The organism is Bradyrhizobium cosmicum (assembly GCF_007290395.2).
GTDB lineage: Bacteria > Pseudomonadota > Alphaproteobacteria > Rhizobiales > Xanthobacteraceae > Bradyrhizobium > Bradyrhizobium cosmicum.
The window spans coordinates 4,194,853-4,214,432 of record NZ_CP041656.2 but is presented as its reverse complement, the minus strand read 5'-3'; the positions used below and the strand labels follow the sequence as shown (position 1 = coordinate 4,214,432).

Here is a 19,580-nt window from a genome sequence, read left to right as displayed (position 1 = left end):
GAGTCTTTCGGTCTAACGCGAAGCCGAAAGGGGGAATTGAGATCGGCATATCGCCGGACGAGCGTCGTTTCCCGACGCGGTTCTTCATTTGTCATGAACAGCACTGATCATGCGCCAGCGTTGGCGCCAAAGATATTTCGCTTCTCGGACGTCGACGAATTCCGAAATGCCATACGAGGCCTGGATTTCGAGTTCACGCCTTTCGTACGGAAGATTTCGGCTGAGCAGGTCATTCTGTCGCTGCCCGGCTGCGACGTGAATTTGACTCGGGCGTTTCCGCGCGTCGTTGACGCCCAGCTCGTCGAGAATTGCACGGCGATCGGGTTCACGATGGATAACCTCGATGTCCCCATCCGGTTCAACGGCACGCAGCGCACGCGTCCTGTCGTCGTCATCGGCAGCGGTGGCGCGGCTTACACGACGATCGAGGAAGTCCAGCGGCAGATCGCCTCGGTGGTCTTTAGGCCGGAGGTGACGGACCGCGGCTGGCCGCGAGCTGCCCTGAGCTTCAAGATTTTCGAGACGACCGCCGCGGGCCTGGACCAGCTCCGCAGTGTGGTTCGGGAGGTGCTGGCGGCGGCATCGGAGCCGGTCGACCCGTTGGACGTGCCCTTGAAGGCTGCTGCCATGAAGGAAAGCCTGCTCGGAGCCGTCGACGACGCCTTCCAAAGCGTCGTTCCGGCACGATGGACCCTGCGCCCCAACGACGAGCGGAACTTTAGGATATTCCAGGACATCCGCGCGCTTTTGTCCGACGATCTCTCGCAGCCGATCTACAGCGAGGAGATCGCGCGCAAGCTCGGCCTGTCCGTCCGCACCATGCATGATGTCGTGCGCCGCTGTCGCGGGATGAGCCTGCATCGCTATCTGCGCCTGCGCCGGCTGTGGCTGGTGCGCAAGCGGCTGCTGGCCGGCGCCGACAGCGTCAAGGCGGTCGCGCTGACCTTCGGCTTCTGGCATCTCAGCGATTTCTCCAGAAGCTATCGCGACCAGTTCGGCGAAGCGCCGTCGCAGACGTTGGAGCACGGCCGGCGACGATAGTGCGGCAAAATCGGTTGAGGCCGGCGGCGTCGATTTGTGCTAGGCTCTGCGGCATGAGCAATCGCATCCTCGTCCTCTACGGCTCCTATCGGTCCGATCGCATGGGCATCCGCCTGGCGAATTTCGTCATCGATCGCCTGCGCGGGGGCGGCGAGGACGTTGAGTTCATTGACGCCAAGGCCATCGGCCTGCCGATGCTCGACCGCATGTACAAGGAATACCCCAAGGGCGCCGCGCCGGAGGCGCTGGAGAAGCTCGCCGGGCAGATCCGCGGTGCCGACGGTTTCGTCTTCGTCACCGGCGAATACAATTGGGGCATTCAGCCCGGCCTGAAGAACCTCACCGACCATTTTCTCGAAGAGTGGTTCTGGCGCCCCGCCGCGATCGTGAGCTATTCCGCCGGCCGCCTGTCAGGCGCGCGCGCGTCCACCGCCTGGCACGGCACGCTGTCGGAGATGGGCATGGTGGTGGTGTCGAGCACGATCGGCGTCGGTCCGATCGCGCAGACGCTCTCGGCCGAGAGCGAGCCGATCGGTGAGGGCGGCAAGGCATTGGAGCGGTCGTTCCCGCGCTTTGCCGATGATCTCTCGTGGTGGATCGAGGCCGCCAAGGCGCAGCGGGCGCGCAAGGCGCCGCCGTATTGATGTGCTTTTCTACGCGGCCCTGACTTCGCCCAGGAAGCGGTCGAACTGGCCGGCGAGATCGCGTGATTGCGTCGAGAGCTGCTCGGCTGCGCCCAGCACCTCGCGGGCGGCCGCACCGGTATCGTCGGCGGCGCGCTGCACGCCCGATATGTTGGTATTGACCTCCTGGGTGCCGCGGGCGGCCTCCTGGACGCTGCGGGAAATCTCCTTGGTCGCTGAGCCCTGTTCCTCGATCGCAGCCGCAATGGCGGTGCCGATCTGGTCGATCTCGGCGATGACGTCGGCAACGTTGCGGATCGCGGTCACGGTCTCGTCGCTCGCAGCCTGGATCGCCGTGATCTGCTCGGAGATTTCGGTGGTGGCCTTGGCAGTCTGGCCGGCCAGCGATTTCACTTCGGAGGCGACGACAGCAAAACCGCGGCCGGCTTCGCCGGCGCGGGCGGCTTCGATCGTGGCATTGAGGGCGAGAAGATTGGTCTGCTCGGCGATGCTCTGGATCAGCGTGACGACATCGCCGATCTTCTGCGCGCCTTCGGCGAGGGCGCGCGCGGTGTCGCCGGTGCGGCGGGCGTTGTCGACGGCGCGGGCCGCGATCTCGGTGCTTTGCGCGACCTGACGGCCGATCTCTGAGATCGAGGAGGTCAGCTCTTCGGTCGCGCTGGCGACCGTCTGCACGTTGGTTGAAGTCTGCTGCGAGGCGGCGGCGACGATCGCGGCCTGGCTGTTGGTCTGGGCCGCCGTCGAGGTCATCGACTGCGCCGTGCTCTCCATGGTGGAGGAGGCGCGGGACAGGCCGCCGACCAGTTCGGTGACCTTGGCTTCGAACGCGCGGGTGAGCCCGTCGAGCGCCTGGGCGCGGCGCATCTTGCCATCGTTTTCGGCCTGTTTCTCGGCCGCGAGCCGGTCGGCCCGGATCATGTTGTCCTTGAACACCTGGACGGCGGAGGCCATCGCTCCGATCTCGTCGGAACGCTCGGCGCCGGGGATCTCTTCGGCGACGTCGCCGTCGGCGAGCCGCGACATCCTGGTCGTCAGGCTGACGATCGGCGCGCAGACACGGCGGCGAACCATGACGATGAGGCCGGCGCTGGCGATCAGCACGGCGAGGAGGCCGGCCAGCGCGATGGTGAAGCTGGTGCGCGCGGCGGAGGAGGCGCCGGCGAGGATCTGCTCAGCGTTGTCGTAGAAGGCGTCGCGGACGCCGATGATAGAGCCGAGGCCTTTCTGGGATGCGACGTAGAAGGCGTCGACGTCATGTTCGTATTTGCCGCTGACGGCGCCGTCCTTGACGAGCTTCATCTCGCGGCCGAATTCCTCGACATAGTTCGAATTCATCGTCTCCAGCGCCGCGGCGACGTTGGCCGGAGTTGCCGGATTGCCGCGCAATTCCGTCAGGGACATCACGATCTGGTCGTTGCGGCCCTGCATGCGGGCCATGTCGGCCTTCTCGGCATCGTTGGCCACTTTCTTCGCGCCGACGAGGTTCTTGTGCACGCTGGAATTGAGACCGCCGATGTCGCGTAGCGTCATGGCGATGTTGGCGTAGTTGGCCTGGCGATAGGCATCGCCGTTGAGGATCGCCATACGGCGGACCTGCTCGTTGAGCAGCGCGGTGACGCCGGCGTTGAGCACGGCGTTGTCGGCCACGATCTTCCTGGCGGCGTCCTTGCGCGCGTCCGCTGGTCCAGCGATCGCCTTGTCGATGGCCTCGCGGAGCGCGGTGAATTTCGCATTGATGCCGTCGATGTTGCTGCCGATGGTGTTGCCGTCGTCGAGCGAGCCGGGCAACTCCTTGCGCAGCGCGTTCATCTTGTCGCGGGCGCCGTCGGTCTGCTTGCGCAGCTTGTCATGGTCGGTGAGCATTGCCGGATCGACGGTGGCGGGCCCGTAGAGAATGTTGGTGGCGAAGCCGCGCTCGGGGTTGAGATAGCGCGGGATGTCGCTGGCGGCGCGGACGATCGCGAGCCGGCCTTGCGCTTCGGCGATCCTGTCCATCGTCTGATATTTCGTCGCGGCGACGTAGACGGCGAGGCCGCCACCCACGGTCGAGAGCGAGACGATGGCGGTGGTCAGGAGTGTACCGATTTTCATGATCTGTCCGGCAATTGCGCTGGGAGAAAGATATTCTCCGGACGATAGGGGGACCGTGTTAATCCGGGGTTTACGCTGCTTGCAGCGAGGGGCCGGCCGCTAGGCCTTTCGATCAAGCGCTGCGAGGATATCCAGCGTGGCGCCGTCGCGCTCGCCTGCGAAATACCGGGCGAGCGCCTCGCCAAAGATCGGATCATCGGACACCGCGCCGAACAGCGTCATCGCCGAGTGGAATTTGGCGTCGTCCGGCGCGCCAAGGATCGCGTTGATGGTTCGTCCCTCGACGGCGAGCACGAGCCGGGTGCATTCGATCAGTCGCGGGCCGAGGACGGGGTGGGCGAGGTAGGCCATGGCCTCCGCGCGCGAGGCGATGGCGTAGCGCTGGGACATGGCGCTGAAGCCGAGGCCTGCGATTTGCGGGAAGACGAACCACATCCAATGGCTTTGCTTCCGTCCCCGGGCCAGTTCCTCCCGGACGTTGGGATAGACCGGATTCTGGGCTTGGACGAAGCGTTCCAGATCGAAGGGAGCGGTCATTGGATACCTCTTGGTGCTTCGCCGGCCCCGATTATGCCTAACTTTTGGCTCCCAATGTGGTAGCTGGTATAGAGTCTTCGGGTGGGGGTGGGTCCCCCCGGGGTCGATTTGGGGATCTGATGGTTTCCGACGCCGCACAAGCCGAGAGGCTGTTGTCGCGCCGCCGTATCGGGCGAGCCGAGAAGATATTGCTGTCTTTGGCTGCCGTCGCGCTGGCGCTCGGCGCGGCTGCCTGGGTCGCGGACCTCGGCGGTTTGAATTTGGGTGATTCGAGTTTGGGCACTTCGAGCCCGCTGGTGTCTGCCGCGCTGCCGCCCACTAATGCCCCTTCGTTCGACGACCGTTTTGCGTCGCTGTCGGGCAACCCACCCGCCCGCGACCTCGGCCTGCGAACGCTGGAGCGCTCCGCCCTGAATGCGGTCCAGCTCAAGCTGCGCGACGCCAAGGCGATGCTCGCCCAGAAGCTCCAGGGTGATGACTGGCGTTCGAGCCTGACCGATGACGATCGCCCCGTCGACGAAAGGAGAGCCTCGCAGCAGCGCGCCGACGCCGTGCCGATGCCGCGCTCGCGTCCGCCGCAGGCCGATCTCTCCGCCCAGATCGCCTCCAGCCAGGCCTATGCGGAGACCAACCCGAGGGTCGACAACCGCAACTTCTTCGAAAAATTCACCGACAAGATCAGGCTGGCCTCGCTGACGCCGGACAGTGGCTTGTTCCGCAAGGCGCCGGATCTGGCCGCACTCGGCTACGATTCGCGGACGGCCGTTTATGACATCTCGGCCAAGGCCCTCTACCTGCCGAGCGGTGTTGCGTTGGAGGCACATTCGGGCATGGGCGCGCTGATGGACGACCCGGAGCATGTCGACCAGCGCATGGTGGGCGCGACCCCACCCGCGATCTACGATCTGAAGCCGCGCGAAAGACTGTTTCACGGCGTTCGGGCGCTGCGCCTGACGCCGACTGAGGGCACCAGCGCACTCGGCCGCGTCGGCCTTCTCACCCACAACTACATGCTGGGGCCGCGCGGCGATTCCAACGGCTGCGTTTCGATCAAGGACTATGATCGTTTCCTCAAGGCCTGGGACAACGGCGAATTCAACCGTCTGGTCGTGGTGCCGAGCCTGGGCGGATCGGCTATCGCCGCGCAGCGCGCGAGCACCGACTCCTGATATTCGCCGAACGGCGGGGCTGCCGTTTTCCCTTCGTTAAGCCGTCCTCGTCCAGAAGCAGCCCATGAGTGATCCCCAGAGCTCCGAGACCCCGCTGCGTACGACGTTCAAGATCAAGCTGAACGGTGACACGCTGGCGATCGCGACCGTCGGCCAGGCCTATCAATTCCTCACCAACTTCAAATCGGTCGAGTGGATGGAATTCCGCTCCCTGCATGAAGACGCGATCGCGGCGCTCGAAGGCGCCGCCGGTAACGCGATGCTCGCGGTGCAGGCGACCAACGCCGTACGCGCGCTGTTCGTGAGCGCGAAGCTGCTCTGAAGCGGCTTCCTGCCAGCTTGAACTCCGCTATAGGAACAGGCAAACGGTCTCCGAAGACCGTAACCCGAGGCCGGGTACAAGGCCGTTCATTTGAAACTTACTTCAAGGGAGAGACCCCATCATGAAACGCCGTACATTCCTCAAGGGCGGCGCGGTTGCCGGCGCGACGACGCTGGTTGCTGCACCTGCGATCGCGCAATCGGCGCCCGAGATCAAATGGCGCCTGACCTCGAGCTTCCCGAAGTCGCTCGATACCATCTACGGCACCGCGCAGACCTTCGCGAAATATGTCGCCGAGGCCACCGACAACAAATTCCAGATCCAGACCTTTGCGGCTGGCGAACTCGTCCCCGGCCTGCAGGCGCTCGATGCCGTCAGCGTCGCCACCGTCGAGATGGCGCAGACGCCGCTCTATTTCTACATCGGCAAGGAGCCGGCGCTGGCCTATGCCACCGGCGCGCCGTTCGGCATGAACCATCGGCATCAGGAGTCCTGGTGGTATTTCGGCGGCGGCGCCGACCTCACCAACGAGGCGCTGAAGCCGTTCAAGACGCACGCCATCCTGTGCGGCAATTCCGGCACCCAGATGGGCGGCTGGTTCCGCAAGGAGATCAAGACGGTCGACGACCTCAAGGGCCTCAAATTCCGCATCGCCGGCATGGGCGGCCACGTGCTGGCGCGGCTCGGCGTGGTGCCCCAGCAGCTCGCGGGCGGCGACATCTATGCGGCGCTGGAGAAAGGCTCGCTCGACGCGGTCGAGTTCGTCGGCCCGTATGACGACGAGAAGCTCGGCTTCCAGAAGGTCGCCAAGTACTACTACTTCCCCGGCTGGTGGGAAGGCGGCGCCATGCTGCACATGATCGTCAACGACGAGAAGTGGGCGAGCCTGCCGAAGCAGTACCAGGCGGTCGTCAACCAGGCCGCCTCGGCGGCCGGCGCCTGGATGCTCGAGAAATACGACAGCGTGAACCCGGCGGCGCTGAAGCGGCTGATCGCCAACGGTGCGGAGCTGAAGGCGTTCCCGCAGCCGGTGATGGAGGCCTGCTACAACGCGACCCAGGAGCATCTGAACGAGCTCGCCGCCAAGAGCGACCTGTTCAAGCGCACCAAGGAAAGCCACGACGCGTATATGAAGGAGCTGCTGTTCTATACGCAGATCGCGGAAAACTATTACGACAACTACCTGCTCAGCAAGATGCGCAACAAAACCTGATCGCGAGACGACGGGCGCGGTGTTTTGCACTGCGCCACCCGTAGCCCGGATTACGCTTCGCGCAATCCGGGCTACATGACCATCATTTGCTGCGATGTATTCCAGCAACATTCCGCCGAGAAAGCGATGGCGGGATGCCGCCCGTCATGTTTCTCAACCTTACGGTTGATGTGGGATTTTGACCGTTCCTCCAGACCTTGCTCAGCAGGGAATGGAGTCGAAAATGACCTTACCGAATAACACTGGCGGAACCGCCGACGGGAGAAAACTCCGCCCGATCGTGTCCTGCCTCGCTCTTCTCCTCGTGACCACGTTTCTCCACACCGGTTCTGCGCTGGCGGCCGACTACACGGCTGGCGGCGGCGTCACCAACGTACCATCCGGCTTTGCCACAGCGGTGGGGCCGAGCGCGACGACAGCGGGGACTTTCGCCTCTGCCTTTGGCTACTCATCCAACGCCACCGGCAATGCCGCCGTTGCGGTCGGCTCGTTGTCCGGCGCGAACGGCGATAACGCAACCGCGATCGGCAACGCCGCCACCGCCACCGGCCTGTCGGCCGGCGCGTTCGGCGACAATGCGACTGCCACCGGCCTTGGCGCCACGGCAAGCGGCTCACACGCGACCGCCAATGGCGCCAGCGCGAGCGCCTTTGGCCAGTCGTCATTCGCGAGCGGGGCGACAGCTACTGCGACGGGCGCGAGCAGTCTCGCCTCCGGCACGGCCGCGACCGCGACCGGCGCGAGTGCCACCGCCGCCGGCAACAGCGCAACTGCCACAGGTGCCAACAGCTTTGCCAACGGCGATTTCGCCACCGCGACCGGCCAGGACAGCAGGGCGAGCGGCCAGTTCGCAACCGCGACCGGCGCCGGCAGCCGCGCGATCGGCGCCGCTGCCACGGCCTACGGTCAGGGCAGCACCGCGACCGGCACCAACGCCGCGGCGATCGGCGCCAGCAGCACCGCCACAGGCAATTTCGCGACTGCGCTCGGCAACAACAGCAATGCCATTGGCAACGTCGCGGTGGCGGTCGGTGCTTTCAGCACCGCCAACGGCGAGGGGACCGTCGCGGTCGGCAACTCCAGCAATGCAGGTGCGACCAACGCGACCGCGCTCGGCTCGGGTGCCACCGTATCGGGAGCCAATTCCGTCGCCATCGGTGCCGGCTCGATCGCAACCGCTGCGAACACCGTGTCGTTCGGCACGGCCGGCAACGAGCGGCGCCTGACCAATGTCGCCGCCGGCGTCAACCCGACCGACGCCGTCAACATGAGCCAGCTCTCCGGCATCACCTCCGGCTTCCAATCGCAGATCGGTTCGCTTCAGGCGCAGATCGGCAACAATTTGACCGAGGCGCGGCGTGGCATAGCGGCCGCGGTTGCCGCTGCCAGTGCGCCGATGCCGTCCGCGCCGGGCAAGACCACCTGGCAGGTGCGCGGCTCGGCGTTTCACGGCGAAGGCGGCTTCGGTGTCGGTTTCGCACATCGGCTCAAGACCGCGATGCCTCTCACCGTCGTGGGCGGCTATGGCAATGGCGGCGGCACCGAGCACACCGCCTATGTCGGCGTCGGCGGAGAGTTTTGAGAGGGCGCCTCAGGCCGCGCTCAGTCCGAGCTTCGCATAGATGCGCCGCGCATAGGCGCCGAACGCGTCGGTCGTCTTCAGCGGCAGGTCGCGCGGAAAGGGCAGGTCGATCGGGAAGTAGTCGGCCATCTTCGCAGGGCCCGCCGTCAGCACCGCGCAGTGTGACGACAGGAACACCGCTTCCTGGATCGAGTGCGTGACGAAGATGATGGTCTTGCCGCTCTCCCGCCAGATCCGCAGCATCTCCAGATTCATCTGCTCGCGCGTCAGCGCATCCAGCGCGCCGAACGGCTCGTCCATCAGGATCAGCTTGGGATCGTGAATGAAGGCGCGCGCGATCGCGGTGCGTTGCTGCATGCCGCCGGAGAGCTGCTGCGGATATTTCTGCTCGTAGCCGGCAAGGCCAACGAGGTTGAGCAGGTCACGCGCGCGCTCGCGCGCGGCCTTCATCGGCAGGCCGACGATCTCGGCCGGCAGCAGCACGTTGTCCAGGATGGTGCGCCACTTCAAGAGCAGCGCCTGCTGGAACACCATGCCGATGTCGCGGGTGGGATCGAACGGACTTTCGGCGTTGCCGATTGTCACCGTGCCGCCGTCGGCGCCGTGCAGGCCGGCCAGAATCTTCATCACAGTGGTCTTGCCGCAGCCGGACGGGCCGACCAGCGAGACCAGCTCACCTTCCTGCACGTCCATGGTGACGTCGGAGACGGCCAAGAACTCGGCGCCGCCGCTGCGGTAGACCTTGCGGACGCCTTGCAGGCTGATGAAGGGTTTTGAGCTCATGCCAGCCATTTGTTCAAATTGGCGGCGACGAAGGCATCGTCGCTGAGGTCGGCGTGCTCGCGCGTGACACGGTCGATCTCTTCGCGCTGGCCGGGGCTGAGGCCTTCGTCCGGATCGAGGCACCACAGACCCTTCATCAGGCCCTGGCGCCGCAACACCTCGTGGCAGCCGGCGATGCAGCCGTGAAAATTGTTGGCGACGTCGAAGAACGCGCTGTTGCAATCGGTGACGCGGGCATCGAGCGCGAGCAGATCGGCCGGCACGCTGTCCTGGTGCCGCGCGGCCTTGCAGCGCTCGAACTGCTTGATGGCACTCGCGGTCCAAACCGACCAATGGCCGAGCAGGCCGCCCTTGAAGTAGGTGCGCGTGGTGACGCCGTTGGCGCGCAGGTCGAACGGCAGCATCAGGTCGAGCAGGATGTGGTCGTCATTGCCGGTGTAGAGCGCGACGCGATCGAGCGCACCGGCGGCTGCGACGCCGCGCAACACATCGAGCGTCCGGTAGCGGTTGAACGGCGCGATCTTGATCGCGATGACGTTGTCGATCGAGGCAAAGCGCTGCCAGAACCGGCTGGACAGGATGACGCCGCCGACGGCCGGCTGGAGGTAGAAGCCGATCAGCGGGATCTCGGCGGCGACCGCCGTGCAATGCGCAATGATCTCGTCCTCGGACGCGCTCTTCATCGCGGCGAGGCTGAGCAGGCCAGCATGATAGCCGATGTCGCGGGCGGTGCGGGCTTCAGCCGCCGCCTGCCGGGTCGGGCCGGCAAGACCTGCGACCATCGCCAGCGGACGCTTGGTCCAGTTGGCCGCGGTCTCCGCGGCGAGCTCCAGCACCGGACGGTAGAGACCGACATCGCGGATCGCGAACTGCGTGGTGTGGACGCCGACCGCAAGGCCGCCGGAGCCGGCGTCGATGTAATAGCGCGTCAGCGCGCGCTGATGGGTCTTGTCGAGCTGGCGTTCGGGGGTGAGCGCGAGGGGATGCGCCGGCATCACGGTGCCCTCGGCGATCAGCTTGCGGATGTCGGCGTTGATCTGGCTGTGGTGCATGATGTCCTATCCGAATTCCGGGCCGGCGACGGCGAATGGCATTTCCTCGCCGGCAGTGGTGGCAGGGCCGAACCGCATGCGCTGGAACGGCCGTTCGATGCTCCAGCCGGATGCGGTCAGTCCTTCCAGGAACGCAGCCTGCGAGGCGACCGCGTCGATCAGCAGCGGGAGGGTCTCGGATCGCGCGATCGCATGAACCAGCGCCAGCGCTTTTGCGGCGTTGTCCGCGAACAGCGGGCCGATATGGCGCGCTGTTCGGCCGTCGCGGACCAGCGCGATGCATCCATGTGCTGCGACGATGCGCGAGCCGGAGCGCTGCACGAAGGCGGTCAGGAGAGCGGTCCGGTCGAAGCCGGTGGTCCGCCGGTCCCGCGCGCAAAGCGCGTCGAGGGTTGCGACCGCGGGTGATTCCGAAGTTTCCTGTGCGGGGTTCACCAGCTTCAGCCGGCGGAGTTGCAGCGTCGGCGTGAACCCGAGCGGGCCATAGACAGCGGCACCGTCGGGCGTCGCGTCGAGCCAGCTTGTCAGGCCGTTCTTGCGTGCCGTCTCCAGGCAGGCATCGACGAGGCGCGTGGCAAGGCCGCGGCGGCGATGCGTGGCCGACACCAGCACCATGCTGATCCAGGCGTTGTTGCCGGAGTAGGGCAGCAAAGCGGCGGTGGCGACCAGGCGAGCGCCGTCGCGGATGCCGAACACGACGCCGTCGTGCAGGAAGACGTGCCAGTCCTCCTCGGTCTGGTTCCAGTGCGCTTCGGTCGAGAGCGCGAGCGCGGCGATCGCATCCTCGACGCCGAGCTTGATGACGGTCGGGCCGTCAGTAGCGTCCATCGCGCACCTCGTATTTGGTGGGCTTGCCGAGGCTCGGCATGGCGCGGGACACCCAGTCCGCGGTCCAGGCGATCAGCTGCTCGGTGTCGACGACCGGCAGGCCGAACAGCTCGACCGCTTTCGATGTGTCGGTGAGCCACGCTGTCGGTTCTTCCTTGCCTGAGAGCACCGGAGCACGGCCGAACCTGGCGCCGAACCTTGCCGCGAGATCGCGTACCGCGAGAATCTCGTGGCCACTGACATTGATCGGCGAGGTCGGCGCCGTGCAATGGGCAAGACACCGCAGCGCCTGCGCAGAGGCATCGCCCTGCCAGATGAAATTGACATGGCCGAGGCGGACGTCGATCGGTGCGCCCGTGAGCACTTTCGTGGCGATGTCGTGCAGTACGCCGTAACGCATGTCGATCGCGTAGTTGAGGCGGAACAGCCGGCCCGGTGTTTCGAACTTGCGGGAGAAATATTCGAACATGCGTTCGCGGCCGACGCAGGACTGCGCGTATTCGCCGGGCGGGTTCGGCGCCATGTCCTCGGTCGCGCCTTTGCCGTCGACGGGCACGAACGGATAGACGCAGCCGGTCGAGAACGCCACGATTCGCGACGACGGGAAGGCCTGCGCGACCAGAGCGGGCACATGCGCATTCATCGCCCATGTCAGGGATAAATCGCCCTCGGCGCCGAATTTGCGGCCGGCCATGAAGACGATGTTGGGCGCCTTCGGCAGCGCCTGGATTGCCCGCTCGTCCATCAAATCGCAGTTGATGGTTTCGACGCCGCGCGCGTGCAACCAATCCTTGACGCCCGGATCGCTGAAGCGGGCGACGCCGATGACGCGGCGATCCGGCGCGGCAGCTTTCGCAAGCCCCGCCAGCGTCGGCCCCATCTTGCCGGCAACGCCGAGGATCATGATGTCGCCTTCCACCTTGGCGAGGTCGTCGATCAGCGCCTGGCTCGGCCGGCACAGCAGATCGTCGAGCGCAGCGATGTCGGGGATGGTCTTCGGCAGCGTCTGGCGGGTGAGCAGCATGGTTCTATCCTTCAAGTCTGCCGTTCCTAGGTCTGTCTCGCATCGACGACCACGAACATGCGTTCGAGCACGAGCACGAGGCCGTAGAGGGCGACCCCGAGCAGGGTCAGCAGCACGACGGCCATCACCATTGCCGGCGTGTCGAGCGAGGACTGCACCTGGATCATGAGGTAGCCGAGCCCGCGCTCGGAGGCGATGAACTCGCCGACGATGGCGCCGGCGACCGCGAGGATGGCGCCGACCTTCATGCCGGAGAACACGTAAGGCAGCGATCCAGGCAGCTGGATCTTGCGGAACAGAATCCAGCGCGAGCCGCGCAGCGATTTGACGAGATCGAGCAGGTCAGGCTCGACTTCGCGCAAGCCACGCGCGGTGGTGAGCAGGATCGGGAAGAAGCAGATGCTGAAAGCGATCAGGATGTTCGGCACGATGCCGTAGGAAAACCAGACGATCAAGAGCGGGCCGAGCGCGACTTTCGGGATCATGTTCAGCGTCACGAACAGCGGCAGCAGCGCCATGCTGAGCAGCGGTGCCCAACTGAAGATCACCGCCAGCGCCACCCCGACGAAGGCGCCGAGCGCGAAGCCGCCGAGGATCTCGATCGCCGTCACCAGCGTGTTGGCGCCCCAGGCATAGCTTGCGGTTCCCAGCGTCTGGATCGTCGCGAGCGGGGAGGGCAGGATGAATTTCGGCACATGGAAGGCATCGACCGCGACCTGCCACAGCACGAGCACGGCGAGGTGAACGACCAGGATGATCGCAAAGCTGCGCGTGGTGCGTGCTCCGTCTCCTGTCACCGAGTGCTCCCTGTTGCCGGCGGCCGCCTTGCCGCTGGTCGCCAGCTTAACCGTGCCTGCGGCAAGTTTCAACCAGTTGGTTGATTAGGGCCGGAGCGAATGCAGGACGAGATCCGCGACGTGCCGGCGGCGGGCGAGGCGCTGGGCCCGGCTCGACAGGTCCTTGCCGAAGATCGCCGACAGCGTCGGCGTGTTGGAGAAGAAGAAATAGCTGAGGCCCGCAATCGAGATATAGAGCTGGACGGGGTCTATGCCCTTGCGGAATACGCCCGAGCGCACCCCCTCGTTGAGGATGTGGGAGACGCTCTTGACCAGCGGGGAATGCATCGCTTCCAGCCGCGTCGAGCCGCGGACATGGCGGGCGCCGCCGCGGTTCTCGTCGTTCAAAAGCACGATGAAATCAGGGTTTGCAGCCAGATGGTCGAACGAGGCCTCGATCAGCTTGCGGATCGCCTTTTCCGGCGGCAGGCCTTCGAGATTGAGCCTGCGCTCCTGCTCGCGGATGTCCTCATAGACCACTTCGAGCACGGCGAGGTAGAGCGCGTCCTTGTCGCCGAAATAGTGGTAGACCAGCTGCTTGTTGACACCGGCGCGCATCGCGATCTCGTCGACGCGGGCGCCAGCAAGGCCGTGCCGGGCGAACTCCTGGCGCGCCGCGGTGAGCAGCTTCTTGCGGGTGGCGACGGGATCGCGCCGCTGCGGCACGGTGTCGCCTGAACGTTTTGCGGGCATTTCCAACCAAACAGTTGACAAGTTGAGGGCGGCCTTGTTGCATTGGTATCCTCACATGGGGAGAGCGACAAGCCGGGTCGCGGCAACGAGGAGAGATGCGATGAAGCGTTTGCAGGCGGCGGTCGTGACCCTGATGCTCGGCTTGCCGGCGGTGCCCGCCAGCGCGGGCGAGGCGGTCAATCTGATCCTGAACTGGACGCCGACGGCCGACCATTCGCCGTTCTACTATGCCAAGGCGCAGGGCTGGTACGAGAAGGCCGGCATCGACCTGACCATCGAGGTCGGCAAGGGCTCCGGTGTCTCCGCCGCCAAGGTCGGCGCGGGCGGCTCGGCCTTCGGCATCGCCGATCTCGCCACGATGCTGGTCGCCAAGAGCAAGGGCGCCGACGACGTCGCGCTGATGAGCATCTACGCCAACACCGGACAGACGTTCTATTGGCTGAAAAGCTACGGCGTGAACGGGGTAAAGGATTTTCCAGGCCACAAGATCGGAAACCCGCCCGGCGACGCCTCGCGCGTGATGTGGCCGGCCTTTGCGAAGGCCGCCGGCATCGCGCCGGATGCAGTCAGCTTCGTCAATATCGGGCCGACCGCGAAGATCGCGGGCCTCAAGAGCCACACCGTCGACATCATCAGCGACTTCTACAACGAGCACGATTTGAAGGTGATCGAGTTCGGCCCCGACCTCGGCTACGTCAACTGGAAGGACATCGGGCTCAACCCCTATGGCAATTCGCTGATCGTCAACGGCGCCTACTTGCAGAAAAATCCAAAGCTCGTCGAAGAGTTCGTGCGCATCTCGCAGAAGGCTTTTGCGACGTGCGTCGCCGAGGTCGAACCCTGCCTGAAGGCGCTGCTCGACCAGGTCTCCGGTCTCGACAAGGCGAACCAGGAGCGCCAGTGGGAGCGCATCAAATATCTGATGACGGACGAGTTCACGACCACCAAGGGTCTCGGCTGGATCGACGGCGAGCGGATGAAGAAGGATTACGAGCTGGTCCAGACCTATCTCGGCATGGAGAAGCCGTTCGACGTCACCACGGCGTTCACGACGAAGATGCTGGATCCGGGCGTCAAGATGGACGCGAGCAAGGTGAAGAAGTAGGGGCGATCTCTCCTCGTCATTGCGCGCTACTCGATCCCCGTCACCCTGAGGCGGCCGCTTCTTCAGCGACCCTCGAAGGGCGACGGCCCGGCTGCAGCGCGGCCGTACATCCTTCGAGGCTTCCCATGCGTCGCTTCGCGTCGCATGGCGCGCACCTCAGGATGACGGAGCGGGCAATCATGCCCGCGGCCTGGGCCCATCCGCACCCACGTATCCCCACGGAGACATTAACCGGCCGTTAACCATATCCGCCGCATCGTTAACCATTCAATAACAGGGAACGAGTCGGCCGCTATGGAGGCTGCAGCAAAAGTCCAACGCCAAATGGTGCGCCTGCGCGGGCGCTCCTACGTGGCCTTCGTGTTCGTGCCGACGGTTCCGATCCAGGACTGGCTCCAGGAGATCGACGCCACCATCGCCCGCTCGCCCGGTTTCTTCGCCGGCCGGCCCGTGGTGATCGACCTGTCCTCGGTCGATCTCAGCCAGTCCGGCATCAGCCATCTGCTCGCCAGCCTCCAGGACCGCAACATCCGCGTGCTCGGCATCGAGGGCGTGGAGGAGGCGCGGTTGACGCCGGCTATGCCGCCGCTGCTTTCGGGCGGGCGCAGCTGCGTGGTCGAGCCGAGCGCGCCGAAGAAGCCCGAGGCGAAGGCCGAGGCCAAGCCGACCTCGCTGCTGCTGGAGAGCCCGGTGCGCTCGGGACAGACCGTGATTTTCCCCGACGGCGACGTCACCATTCTGGGCTCGGTCGGCTCCGGCGCGGAAGTCGTTGCCGGCGGCTCCATCCACATCTACGGCGCGCTGCGCGGCCGCGCCATGGCGGGGGTGAACGGCCACACGAGCGCGCGCATCTACTGCCAGAAGATCGAAGCCGAACTGCTTGCAATCGATGGGTTTTACCAGACTGCTGACGATATCGACGAGGCCCTGCGTGGCAAGCCGGCGCAAGCCTGGCTGCAAGGCAACACCATGCGAATTACCGCGCTGAACTGACCAGAAGGAGATTTTCGAGATGGCCAAGGTACTGGTCGTGACATCAGGCAAGGGCGGCGTCGGCAAGACGACCACGACCGCCGCATTGGGGGCTGCGCTGGCGCAACGCGGCGAAAAGGTCGTCGTGGTCGATTTCGACGTCGGCCTGCGCAACCTCGACCTCGTGATGGGCGCCGAGCGCCGCGTCGTGTTCGACCTCATCAACGTGGTGCAAGGCGTCGCCAAGCTCCCGCAGGCGCTAATCAAGGACAAGCGGCTGGAGAATCTGTGGCTGCTGCCGGCCTCGCAGACCCGCGACAAGGATGCGCTGACGGAAGAGGGCGTCGGCAAGGTCATCGCCGATCTGCGCAGCCGTTTCGACTGGGTGATCTGCGACAGCCCGGCCGGCATCGAGCGCGGCGCTTCCATGGCGATGCGCTTTGCCGACGAGGCGGTAATCGTCACCAATCCGGAAGTCTCCTCGGTGCGCGATTCCGACCGCATCATCGGCATGCTTGATTCCAAGACGGTGCGGGCCGAGAAGGGCGAGCGCGTCGAGAAGCACATTCTCATCACGCGTTACGATCCCTCCCGCGCCGCGCGCGGCGAGATGCTGACCATCGAGGACATCCTCGAAATTCTCGCGACGCCTCTGCTCGGCATTATCCCGGAGAGCCAGGACGTGCTGCGCGCCTCCAACGTCGGCACGCCGGTGACGCTGTCGAACGCCGAAGGCGCACCCGCGCGGGCCTATATCGACGCGGCGCGGCGGCTATGCGGCGAGACCGTCGCCATGCAGGTGCCGACCGAGCGCAAGGGTTTCATGGATCGGCTGCTGCGACGGAGGGCTGCATGAGCATGGGTCTGCTCCGGCTTCTCCGCGGCAACAAGGCCTCTGCACCGGTCGCTCGCGAACGTCTGCAGATCCTGCTTGCCCATGAACGCGGACTGCGCGGCCAGCCCGATCTGCTCGGCGTGCTGCGTGAGGAAATTCTCGCCGTCGTATCCAGGCACGTGACGCTGGATCCGACCAAGGTCATCGTCCGGCTCGAGCGTGGCGACGAGGTGTCGACCCTGGAGGTCGATATCGAGGTGCCCAACGATTTCGAGCGCAAGAACAAGAAAGTGGCGGTCGCGTAAGGGAACACGGCTGCATAACATCCGGTTTGGGGTGGGTGAAAAGGCGGTCCGCTGGGCACAGCGGGCCGCCTTTGTTTTTGTGGGGGCGGCGGCACCGGGCTCGAACTCGATCGATGTGATCGGCTGAGGGCGGAACGGGCGTTGCGGAGAAACCGTTGTCAGGGGTCCGCGGACCGCCGAGCCGGGCGCCGCGGTTTCCTCAAGCGGGAGAGCGCCCATGATGTCCGAAGTCCAGGTCCACACCGTCGCGCGGCAGATGCTGGAACAGCATGGTCTTGGTGCAATCGCGAAAGCCGCAGAACAGGCGCAGGCCTGCGAGGGCCGCGGCGAGGCCGACGAGGCCAGGGAATGGCGTCATATCGTCGATGCCATGAAGGTCATGCGCGGACCGCACCAGAGCTGATCGGTATCAGTTGCGCCCGGTTCCATCCTTGATCATGTCGAGGATGCGGCTCGCCAGCGCCTCGACGACGAACGGCTTTGTCAGCACCTGCATATCAGGGGCGAGCTGGCCGTTGCCGATGATGGCGTTCTCGGCATAGCCGGTAATGAACAGCACCTTCAATGCCGGCCGCGTGGTCCGCGCGGCGTCCGCGAGCTGGCGACCGTTCATGCCGCCGGGCAGGCCGACATCGGTCACCAGCAGATCGATGACCTGGTCCGACTGCAGGATGTTCAGGCCGGTCGGCCCGTCATGCGCCTCGATGACATTGAAGCCGATCTCCTCCAGCGCGTCCGTCAGCAGCATCCGAATCGAGGGCTCGTCGTCTACAACTAGGATCGTGTGGTCCGCCTGCGGGTGCATAGCGGTTTTGGTGGCGAGTGCCGCAGGTCTGTCAGTCTCCTTGCCGTAATGGCGTGGCAGATACAGGCACATGGTCGTGCCCTGGCCAACCTCGGAATAGATCCGGACCTGTCCGCCCGACTGGCGCACGAAGCCATAGACCATGGACAGCCCGAGGCCAGTGCCCTGGCCGATCGGCTTTGTGGTGAAGAACGGCTCGAAGGCACGCTCGACCACCTCGGGGGCCATGCCGGTGCCGGTATCTGTGACACAAAGGGAGACGTATTGGCCGGGATCGAGATCACGCTCGCCTGCGCCGTGTTCGTCGAGCCAACGGTTGGCGGTCTCGATGGTAAGCCGGCCGCCCCCGGGCATCGCGTCGCGGGCGTTGATGCAGAGGTTGAGCAGGGCGTTCTCGAGCTGCGAGGCATCGATCAGCGTCGGCCACAATCCGCCGGCCGTGACGACCTCGACCGCGATCTCCGGGCCGACGGTGCGGCGAACCAGCTCCTCCATGCCCATGACGAGGCGGTTGAGATCGGTCGGCCTGGGATCGAGCGTCTGCCGCCGCGAAAAGGCCAGCAGCCGGTGCGTCAGTGCAGCGGCGCGCTTGGCCGCGCCTTGCGCCGCCGAGACGTAGCGGTCGATCTCCTTGACGCGGCCCTGGCCGATCCGCGTCTGCAGGAGTTCGAGCGAGCCGATGATCCCGGTGAGCAGGTTGTTGAAATCGTGGGCGATGCCGCCGGTCAGCTGTCCGACCGCTTCCATCTTCTGCGACTGGCGCAGCGCTTCCTCGGCCTCGCGCAGCCGCTCCTGCTCCTTCAGGCGTTCGGTGACGTCGTAGGAGAACTGGTAGGCGCCGAGAAGCCGGCCTTCGCCGTCGCGCAGGCAGTTGAAGCGCATCTCGTAGAAGCGGCGGGCACGCCCGGGCTCGCCGAACCCGGCGATCTCGACGAAGGCTTCGCCGGCAAGCGCTCGTGACCAGGCGGTTCGGATGGCGTCGCGATGCTCGGGTTGATCTTCAAGCAGCTCGAGCATGTTGTCACCGACCTTCGGCAAGATACCGTAGATGCGATGAAATTCCCGGGCCGCGGCGCCGTTGACAGCGAGCCAGCGGAAGTCGGGATCGACGACCTGGACGAACGCATCGGTGCCTTCGACGAGGTCGGCCATCAGCTTGCGCTCGGCCAGCGCGGCGACGACGCGTGCTTCCAACGTCTCGTTGAGCTGCTGCAGCTCTCTCTCGGCGCGCTTGCGCGGGGTGATGTCTTGGAACAGCACCGCGACCTGCTTGCGGCTGGCGGGCTCGACCCGAAAGGCGGCCAGTTCGAGGTGGCGGCCGGTCGCGACCAGCTCGCGCTCGAAGCGGATCGGCACGCCGGTCCGCAGTACGCCGCCGTAGAGCTCGACCCAGCCGCCGGCCTCATCCGGGACCATCTCTCGGACCTTCTGGCCGACCACGTTCGCGATGCCGGCATGCTGGGTGTAGGCGGGATTGGCTTCGACGTGGACATAGTCGCTGAGCGGACCGTGCGGGCCGTCGAAGAACTCGATGATGCAAAAGCCTTCGTCGATCGAGTTGAACAGTGTCCGGTAGCGCTCCTCGCTGTCGGCGAGTGCGGATTCGACCTTCCGTCGCTCGGTGAGGACGGCCGCCCCAGCCGCCTTCAGGCGTGCGTTTTCCTCCTCCAGCGCCTTCAGACGGCGTTGAAGGCCCTCAAGCTCGATCGAATCCACAAGTGCTCGCGGGGTTGACGTTTCCAG

General features: G+C 65.5%; 20 protein-coding genes. 11 read left to right on the top strand and 9 right to left on the bottom strand.

Translation table 11 applies throughout. The features are described from left to right. Positions 1–93: 93 nt before the first annotated feature. Both FNV92_RS20320 and FNV92_RS20315 read left to right on the top strand, forming a co-directional pair. On the top strand, positions 94–1,041 hold the full coding sequence (locus tag FNV92_RS20320) for an AraC family transcriptional regulator (RefSeq protein ID WP_143846259.1): 948 nt from the start codon (positions 94–96) through the stop codon (positions 1,039–1,041). 53 nt (positions 1,042–1,094) lie between these two features. Then, the gene (locus FNV92_RS20315) at positions 1,095–1,685 is read left to right on the top strand and encodes an NADPH-dependent FMN reductase (protein WP_143844835.1); all 591 of its coding nucleotides are present in this window, start codon (positions 1,095–1,097) and stop codon (positions 1,683–1,685) included. 9 nt (positions 1,686–1,694) lie between these two features. On the opposite strand, the gene FNV92_RS20310 is transcribed toward FNV92_RS20315, so the two are convergent. Continuing rightward, positions 1,695–3,776 (bottom strand): methyl-accepting chemotaxis protein, encoded by a 2,082-nt coding sequence (locus FNV92_RS20310; RefSeq protein ID WP_143844836.1) that lies wholly within the window; start codon positions 3,774–3,776, stop codon positions 1,695–1,697. Positions 3,777–3,875: 99 nt separating this feature from the next. Next, positions 3,876–4,313, bottom strand: a complete 438-nt coding sequence (locus tag FNV92_RS20305; protein WP_143844837.1) for a DUF1810 domain-containing protein — start codon at positions 4,311–4,313, stop codon at positions 3,876–3,878. 188 nt (positions 4,314–4,501) lie between these two features. On the opposite strand from FNV92_RS20305, the gene FNV92_RS20300 reads away from it, so the two are divergent. The 4 genes from FNV92_RS20300 to FNV92_RS20285 all read left to right on the top strand — a co-directional run bounded on the left by FNV92_RS20300 (position 4,502) and on the right by FNV92_RS20285 (position 8,599). Then, positions 4,502–5,482, top strand: a complete 981-nt coding sequence (locus FNV92_RS20300) for a DUF2778 domain-containing protein (protein ID WP_168213822.1) — start codon at positions 4,502–4,504, stop codon at positions 5,480–5,482. A gap of 64 nt (positions 5,483–5,546) precedes the next feature. Continuing rightward, positions 5,547–5,804: a hypothetical protein gene (locus FNV92_RS20295; protein ID WP_015686544.1), complete on the top strand. Its 258-nt coding sequence runs from the start codon at positions 5,547–5,549 to the stop codon at positions 5,802–5,804. A 121-nt stretch (positions 5,805–5,925) separates the two neighbouring features. Then, positions 5,926–7,017, top strand: coding sequence for a TRAP transporter substrate-binding protein (locus tag FNV92_RS20290; RefSeq protein WP_015686543.1), 1,092 nt, complete (start codon positions 5,926–5,928; stop codon positions 7,015–7,017). 223 nt (positions 7,018–7,240) lie between these two features. Then, positions 7,241–8,599, top strand: a complete 1,359-nt coding sequence (locus tag FNV92_RS20285; RefSeq protein ID WP_244623663.1) for a YadA family autotransporter adhesin — start codon at positions 7,241–7,243, stop codon at positions 8,597–8,599. Positions 8,600–8,608: 9 nt separating this feature from the next. Here the strand turns inward: FNV92_RS20285 and FNV92_RS20280 are convergent, their stop codons facing one another. From FNV92_RS20280 to FNV92_RS20255, 6 genes are all read right to left on the bottom strand, one after another. Continuing rightward, positions 8,609–9,391, bottom strand: coding sequence for an ABC transporter ATP-binding protein (locus tag FNV92_RS20280; protein WP_143844839.1), 783 nt, complete (start codon positions 9,389–9,391; stop codon positions 8,609–8,611). Further along, a complete protein-coding gene (locus FNV92_RS20275; RefSeq protein ID WP_143844840.1) occupies positions 9,379–10,434 on the bottom strand; it encodes a dihydrodipicolinate synthase family protein in 1,056 nt (351 codons plus the stop codon). Before FNV92_RS20275 ends, FNV92_RS20280 begins: the two co-directional genes overlap by 13 nt. 6 nt (positions 10,435–10,440) lie before the next feature. Continuing rightward, positions 10,441–11,262: a GNAT family N-acetyltransferase gene (locus tag FNV92_RS20270; protein WP_143844841.1), complete on the bottom strand. Its 822-nt coding sequence runs from the start codon at positions 11,260–11,262 to the stop codon at positions 10,441–10,443. Further along, positions 11,249–12,286: an NAD-dependent epimerase/dehydratase family protein gene (locus FNV92_RS20265; protein ID WP_143844842.1), complete on the bottom strand. Its 1,038-nt coding sequence runs from the start codon at positions 12,284–12,286 to the stop codon at positions 11,249–11,251. The genes FNV92_RS20270 and FNV92_RS20265 overlap by 14 nt, the downstream gene beginning before the upstream one ends. A 26-nt stretch (positions 12,287–12,312) precedes the next feature. Then, positions 12,313–13,083 carry an ABC transporter permease gene (locus FNV92_RS20260; RefSeq protein WP_143844843.1) on the bottom strand — a complete coding sequence of 257 codons (771 nt, stop codon included), beginning with the start codon at positions 13,081–13,083 and terminating at the stop codon, positions 12,313–12,315. 84 nt (positions 13,084–13,167) lie between these two features. Beyond that, positions 13,168–13,815, bottom strand: a complete 648-nt coding sequence (locus tag FNV92_RS20255; protein ID WP_143844844.1) for a TetR/AcrR family transcriptional regulator — start codon at positions 13,813–13,815, stop codon at positions 13,168–13,170. 100 nt (positions 13,816–13,915) lie between these two features. On the opposite strand from FNV92_RS20255, the gene FNV92_RS20250 reads away from it, so the two are divergent. The 5 genes from FNV92_RS20250 to FNV92_RS20230 all read left to right on the top strand — a co-directional run bounded on the left by FNV92_RS20250 (position 13,916) and on the right by FNV92_RS20230 (position 17,435). Continuing rightward, positions 13,916–14,920 (top strand): ABC transporter substrate-binding protein, encoded by a 1,005-nt coding sequence (locus tag FNV92_RS20250; RefSeq protein ID WP_168213627.1) that lies wholly within the window; start codon positions 13,916–13,918, stop codon positions 14,918–14,920. 294 nt (positions 14,921–15,214) lie between these two features. Further along, positions 15,215–15,913, top strand: a complete 699-nt coding sequence (gene minC, locus FNV92_RS20245) for a septum site-determining protein MinC (RefSeq protein WP_041748360.1) — start codon at positions 15,215–15,217, stop codon at positions 15,911–15,913. Positions 15,914–15,932: 19 nt separating this feature from the next. Further along, a complete protein-coding gene (gene minD / locus FNV92_RS20240) occupies positions 15,933–16,748 on the top strand; it encodes a septum site-determining protein MinD (protein ID WP_015686533.1) in 816 nt (271 codons plus the stop codon). Next, a complete protein-coding gene (gene minE, locus FNV92_RS20235) occupies positions 16,745–17,032 on the top strand; it encodes a cell division topological specificity factor MinE (RefSeq protein WP_015686532.1) in 288 nt (95 codons plus the stop codon). Before minD ends, minE begins: the two co-directional genes overlap by 4 nt. 217 nt (positions 17,033–17,249) lie before the next feature. Beyond that, the gene (locus tag FNV92_RS20230) at positions 17,250–17,435 is read left to right on the top strand and encodes a hypothetical protein (protein ID WP_015686531.1); all 186 of its coding nucleotides are present in this window, start codon (positions 17,250–17,252) and stop codon (positions 17,433–17,435) included. A 6-nt stretch (positions 17,436–17,441) separates the two neighbouring features. Here FNV92_RS20230 and FNV92_RS20225 read toward each other — a convergent pair whose 3' ends face one another. Next, a complete protein-coding gene (locus tag FNV92_RS20225) occupies positions 17,442–19,553 on the bottom strand; it encodes a PAS domain-containing protein (protein ID WP_143844846.1) in 2,112 nt (703 codons plus the stop codon). Between the last annotated feature and the right edge of the window lie 27 nt (positions 19,554–19,580).

Coding starts and splice junctions, on each gene's coding strand:
- FNV92_RS20275 (WP_143844840.1), bottom strand. CDS start 10,434: ATGCACCACAGCCAGATCAACGCCGACATCCGCAAGCTGATCGCCGAG.
- FNV92_RS20310 (WP_143844836.1), bottom strand. CDS start 3,776: ATGAAAATCGGTACACTCCTGACCACCGCCATCGTCTCGCTCTCGACC.
- minD (WP_015686533.1), top strand. CDS start 15,933: ATGGCCAAGGTACTGGTCGTGACATCAGGCAAGGGCGGCGTCGGCAAG.
- FNV92_RS20265 (WP_143844842.1), bottom strand. CDS start 12,286: ATGCTGCTCACCCGCCAGACGCTGCCGAAGACCATCCCCGACATCGCT.
- FNV92_RS20255 (WP_143844844.1), bottom strand. CDS start 13,815: ATGCCCGCAAAACGTTCAGGCGACACCGTGCCGCAGCGGCGCGATCCC.
- FNV92_RS20230 (WP_015686531.1), top strand. CDS start 17,250: ATGATGTCCGAAGTCCAGGTCCACACCGTCGCGCGGCAGATGCTGGAA.
- minC (WP_041748360.1), top strand. CDS start 15,215: ATGGAGGCTGCAGCAAAAGTCCAACGCCAAATGGTGCGCCTGCGCGGG.
- FNV92_RS20315 (WP_143844835.1), top strand. CDS start 1,095: ATGAGCAATCGCATCCTCGTCCTCTACGGCTCCTATCGGTCCGATCGC.
- FNV92_RS20295 (WP_015686544.1), top strand. CDS start 5,547: ATGAGTGATCCCCAGAGCTCCGAGACCCCGCTGCGTACGACGTTCAAG.
- minE (WP_015686532.1), top strand. CDS start 16,745: ATGAGCATGGGTCTGCTCCGGCTTCTCCGCGGCAACAAGGCCTCTGCA.
- FNV92_RS20270 (WP_143844841.1), bottom strand. CDS start 11,262: ATGGACGCTACTGACGGCCCGACCGTCATCAAGCTCGGCGTCGAGGAT.
- FNV92_RS20305 (WP_143844837.1), bottom strand. CDS start 4,313: ATGACCGCTCCCTTCGATCTGGAACGCTTCGTCCAAGCCCAGAATCCG.
- FNV92_RS20320 (WP_143846259.1), top strand. CDS start 94: ATGAACAGCACTGATCATGCGCCAGCGTTGGCGCCAAAGATATTTCGC.
- FNV92_RS20280 (WP_143844839.1), bottom strand. CDS start 9,391: ATGGCTGGCATGAGCTCAAAACCCTTCATCAGCCTGCAAGGCGTCCGC.
- FNV92_RS20290 (WP_015686543.1), top strand. CDS start 5,926: ATGAAACGCCGTACATTCCTCAAGGGCGGCGCGGTTGCCGGCGCGACG.
- FNV92_RS20285 (WP_244623663.1), top strand. CDS start 7,241: ATGACCTTACCGAATAACACTGGCGGAACCGCCGACGGGAGAAAACTC.
- FNV92_RS20250 (WP_168213627.1), top strand. CDS start 13,916: ATGAAGCGTTTGCAGGCGGCGGTCGTGACCCTGATGCTCGGCTTGCCG.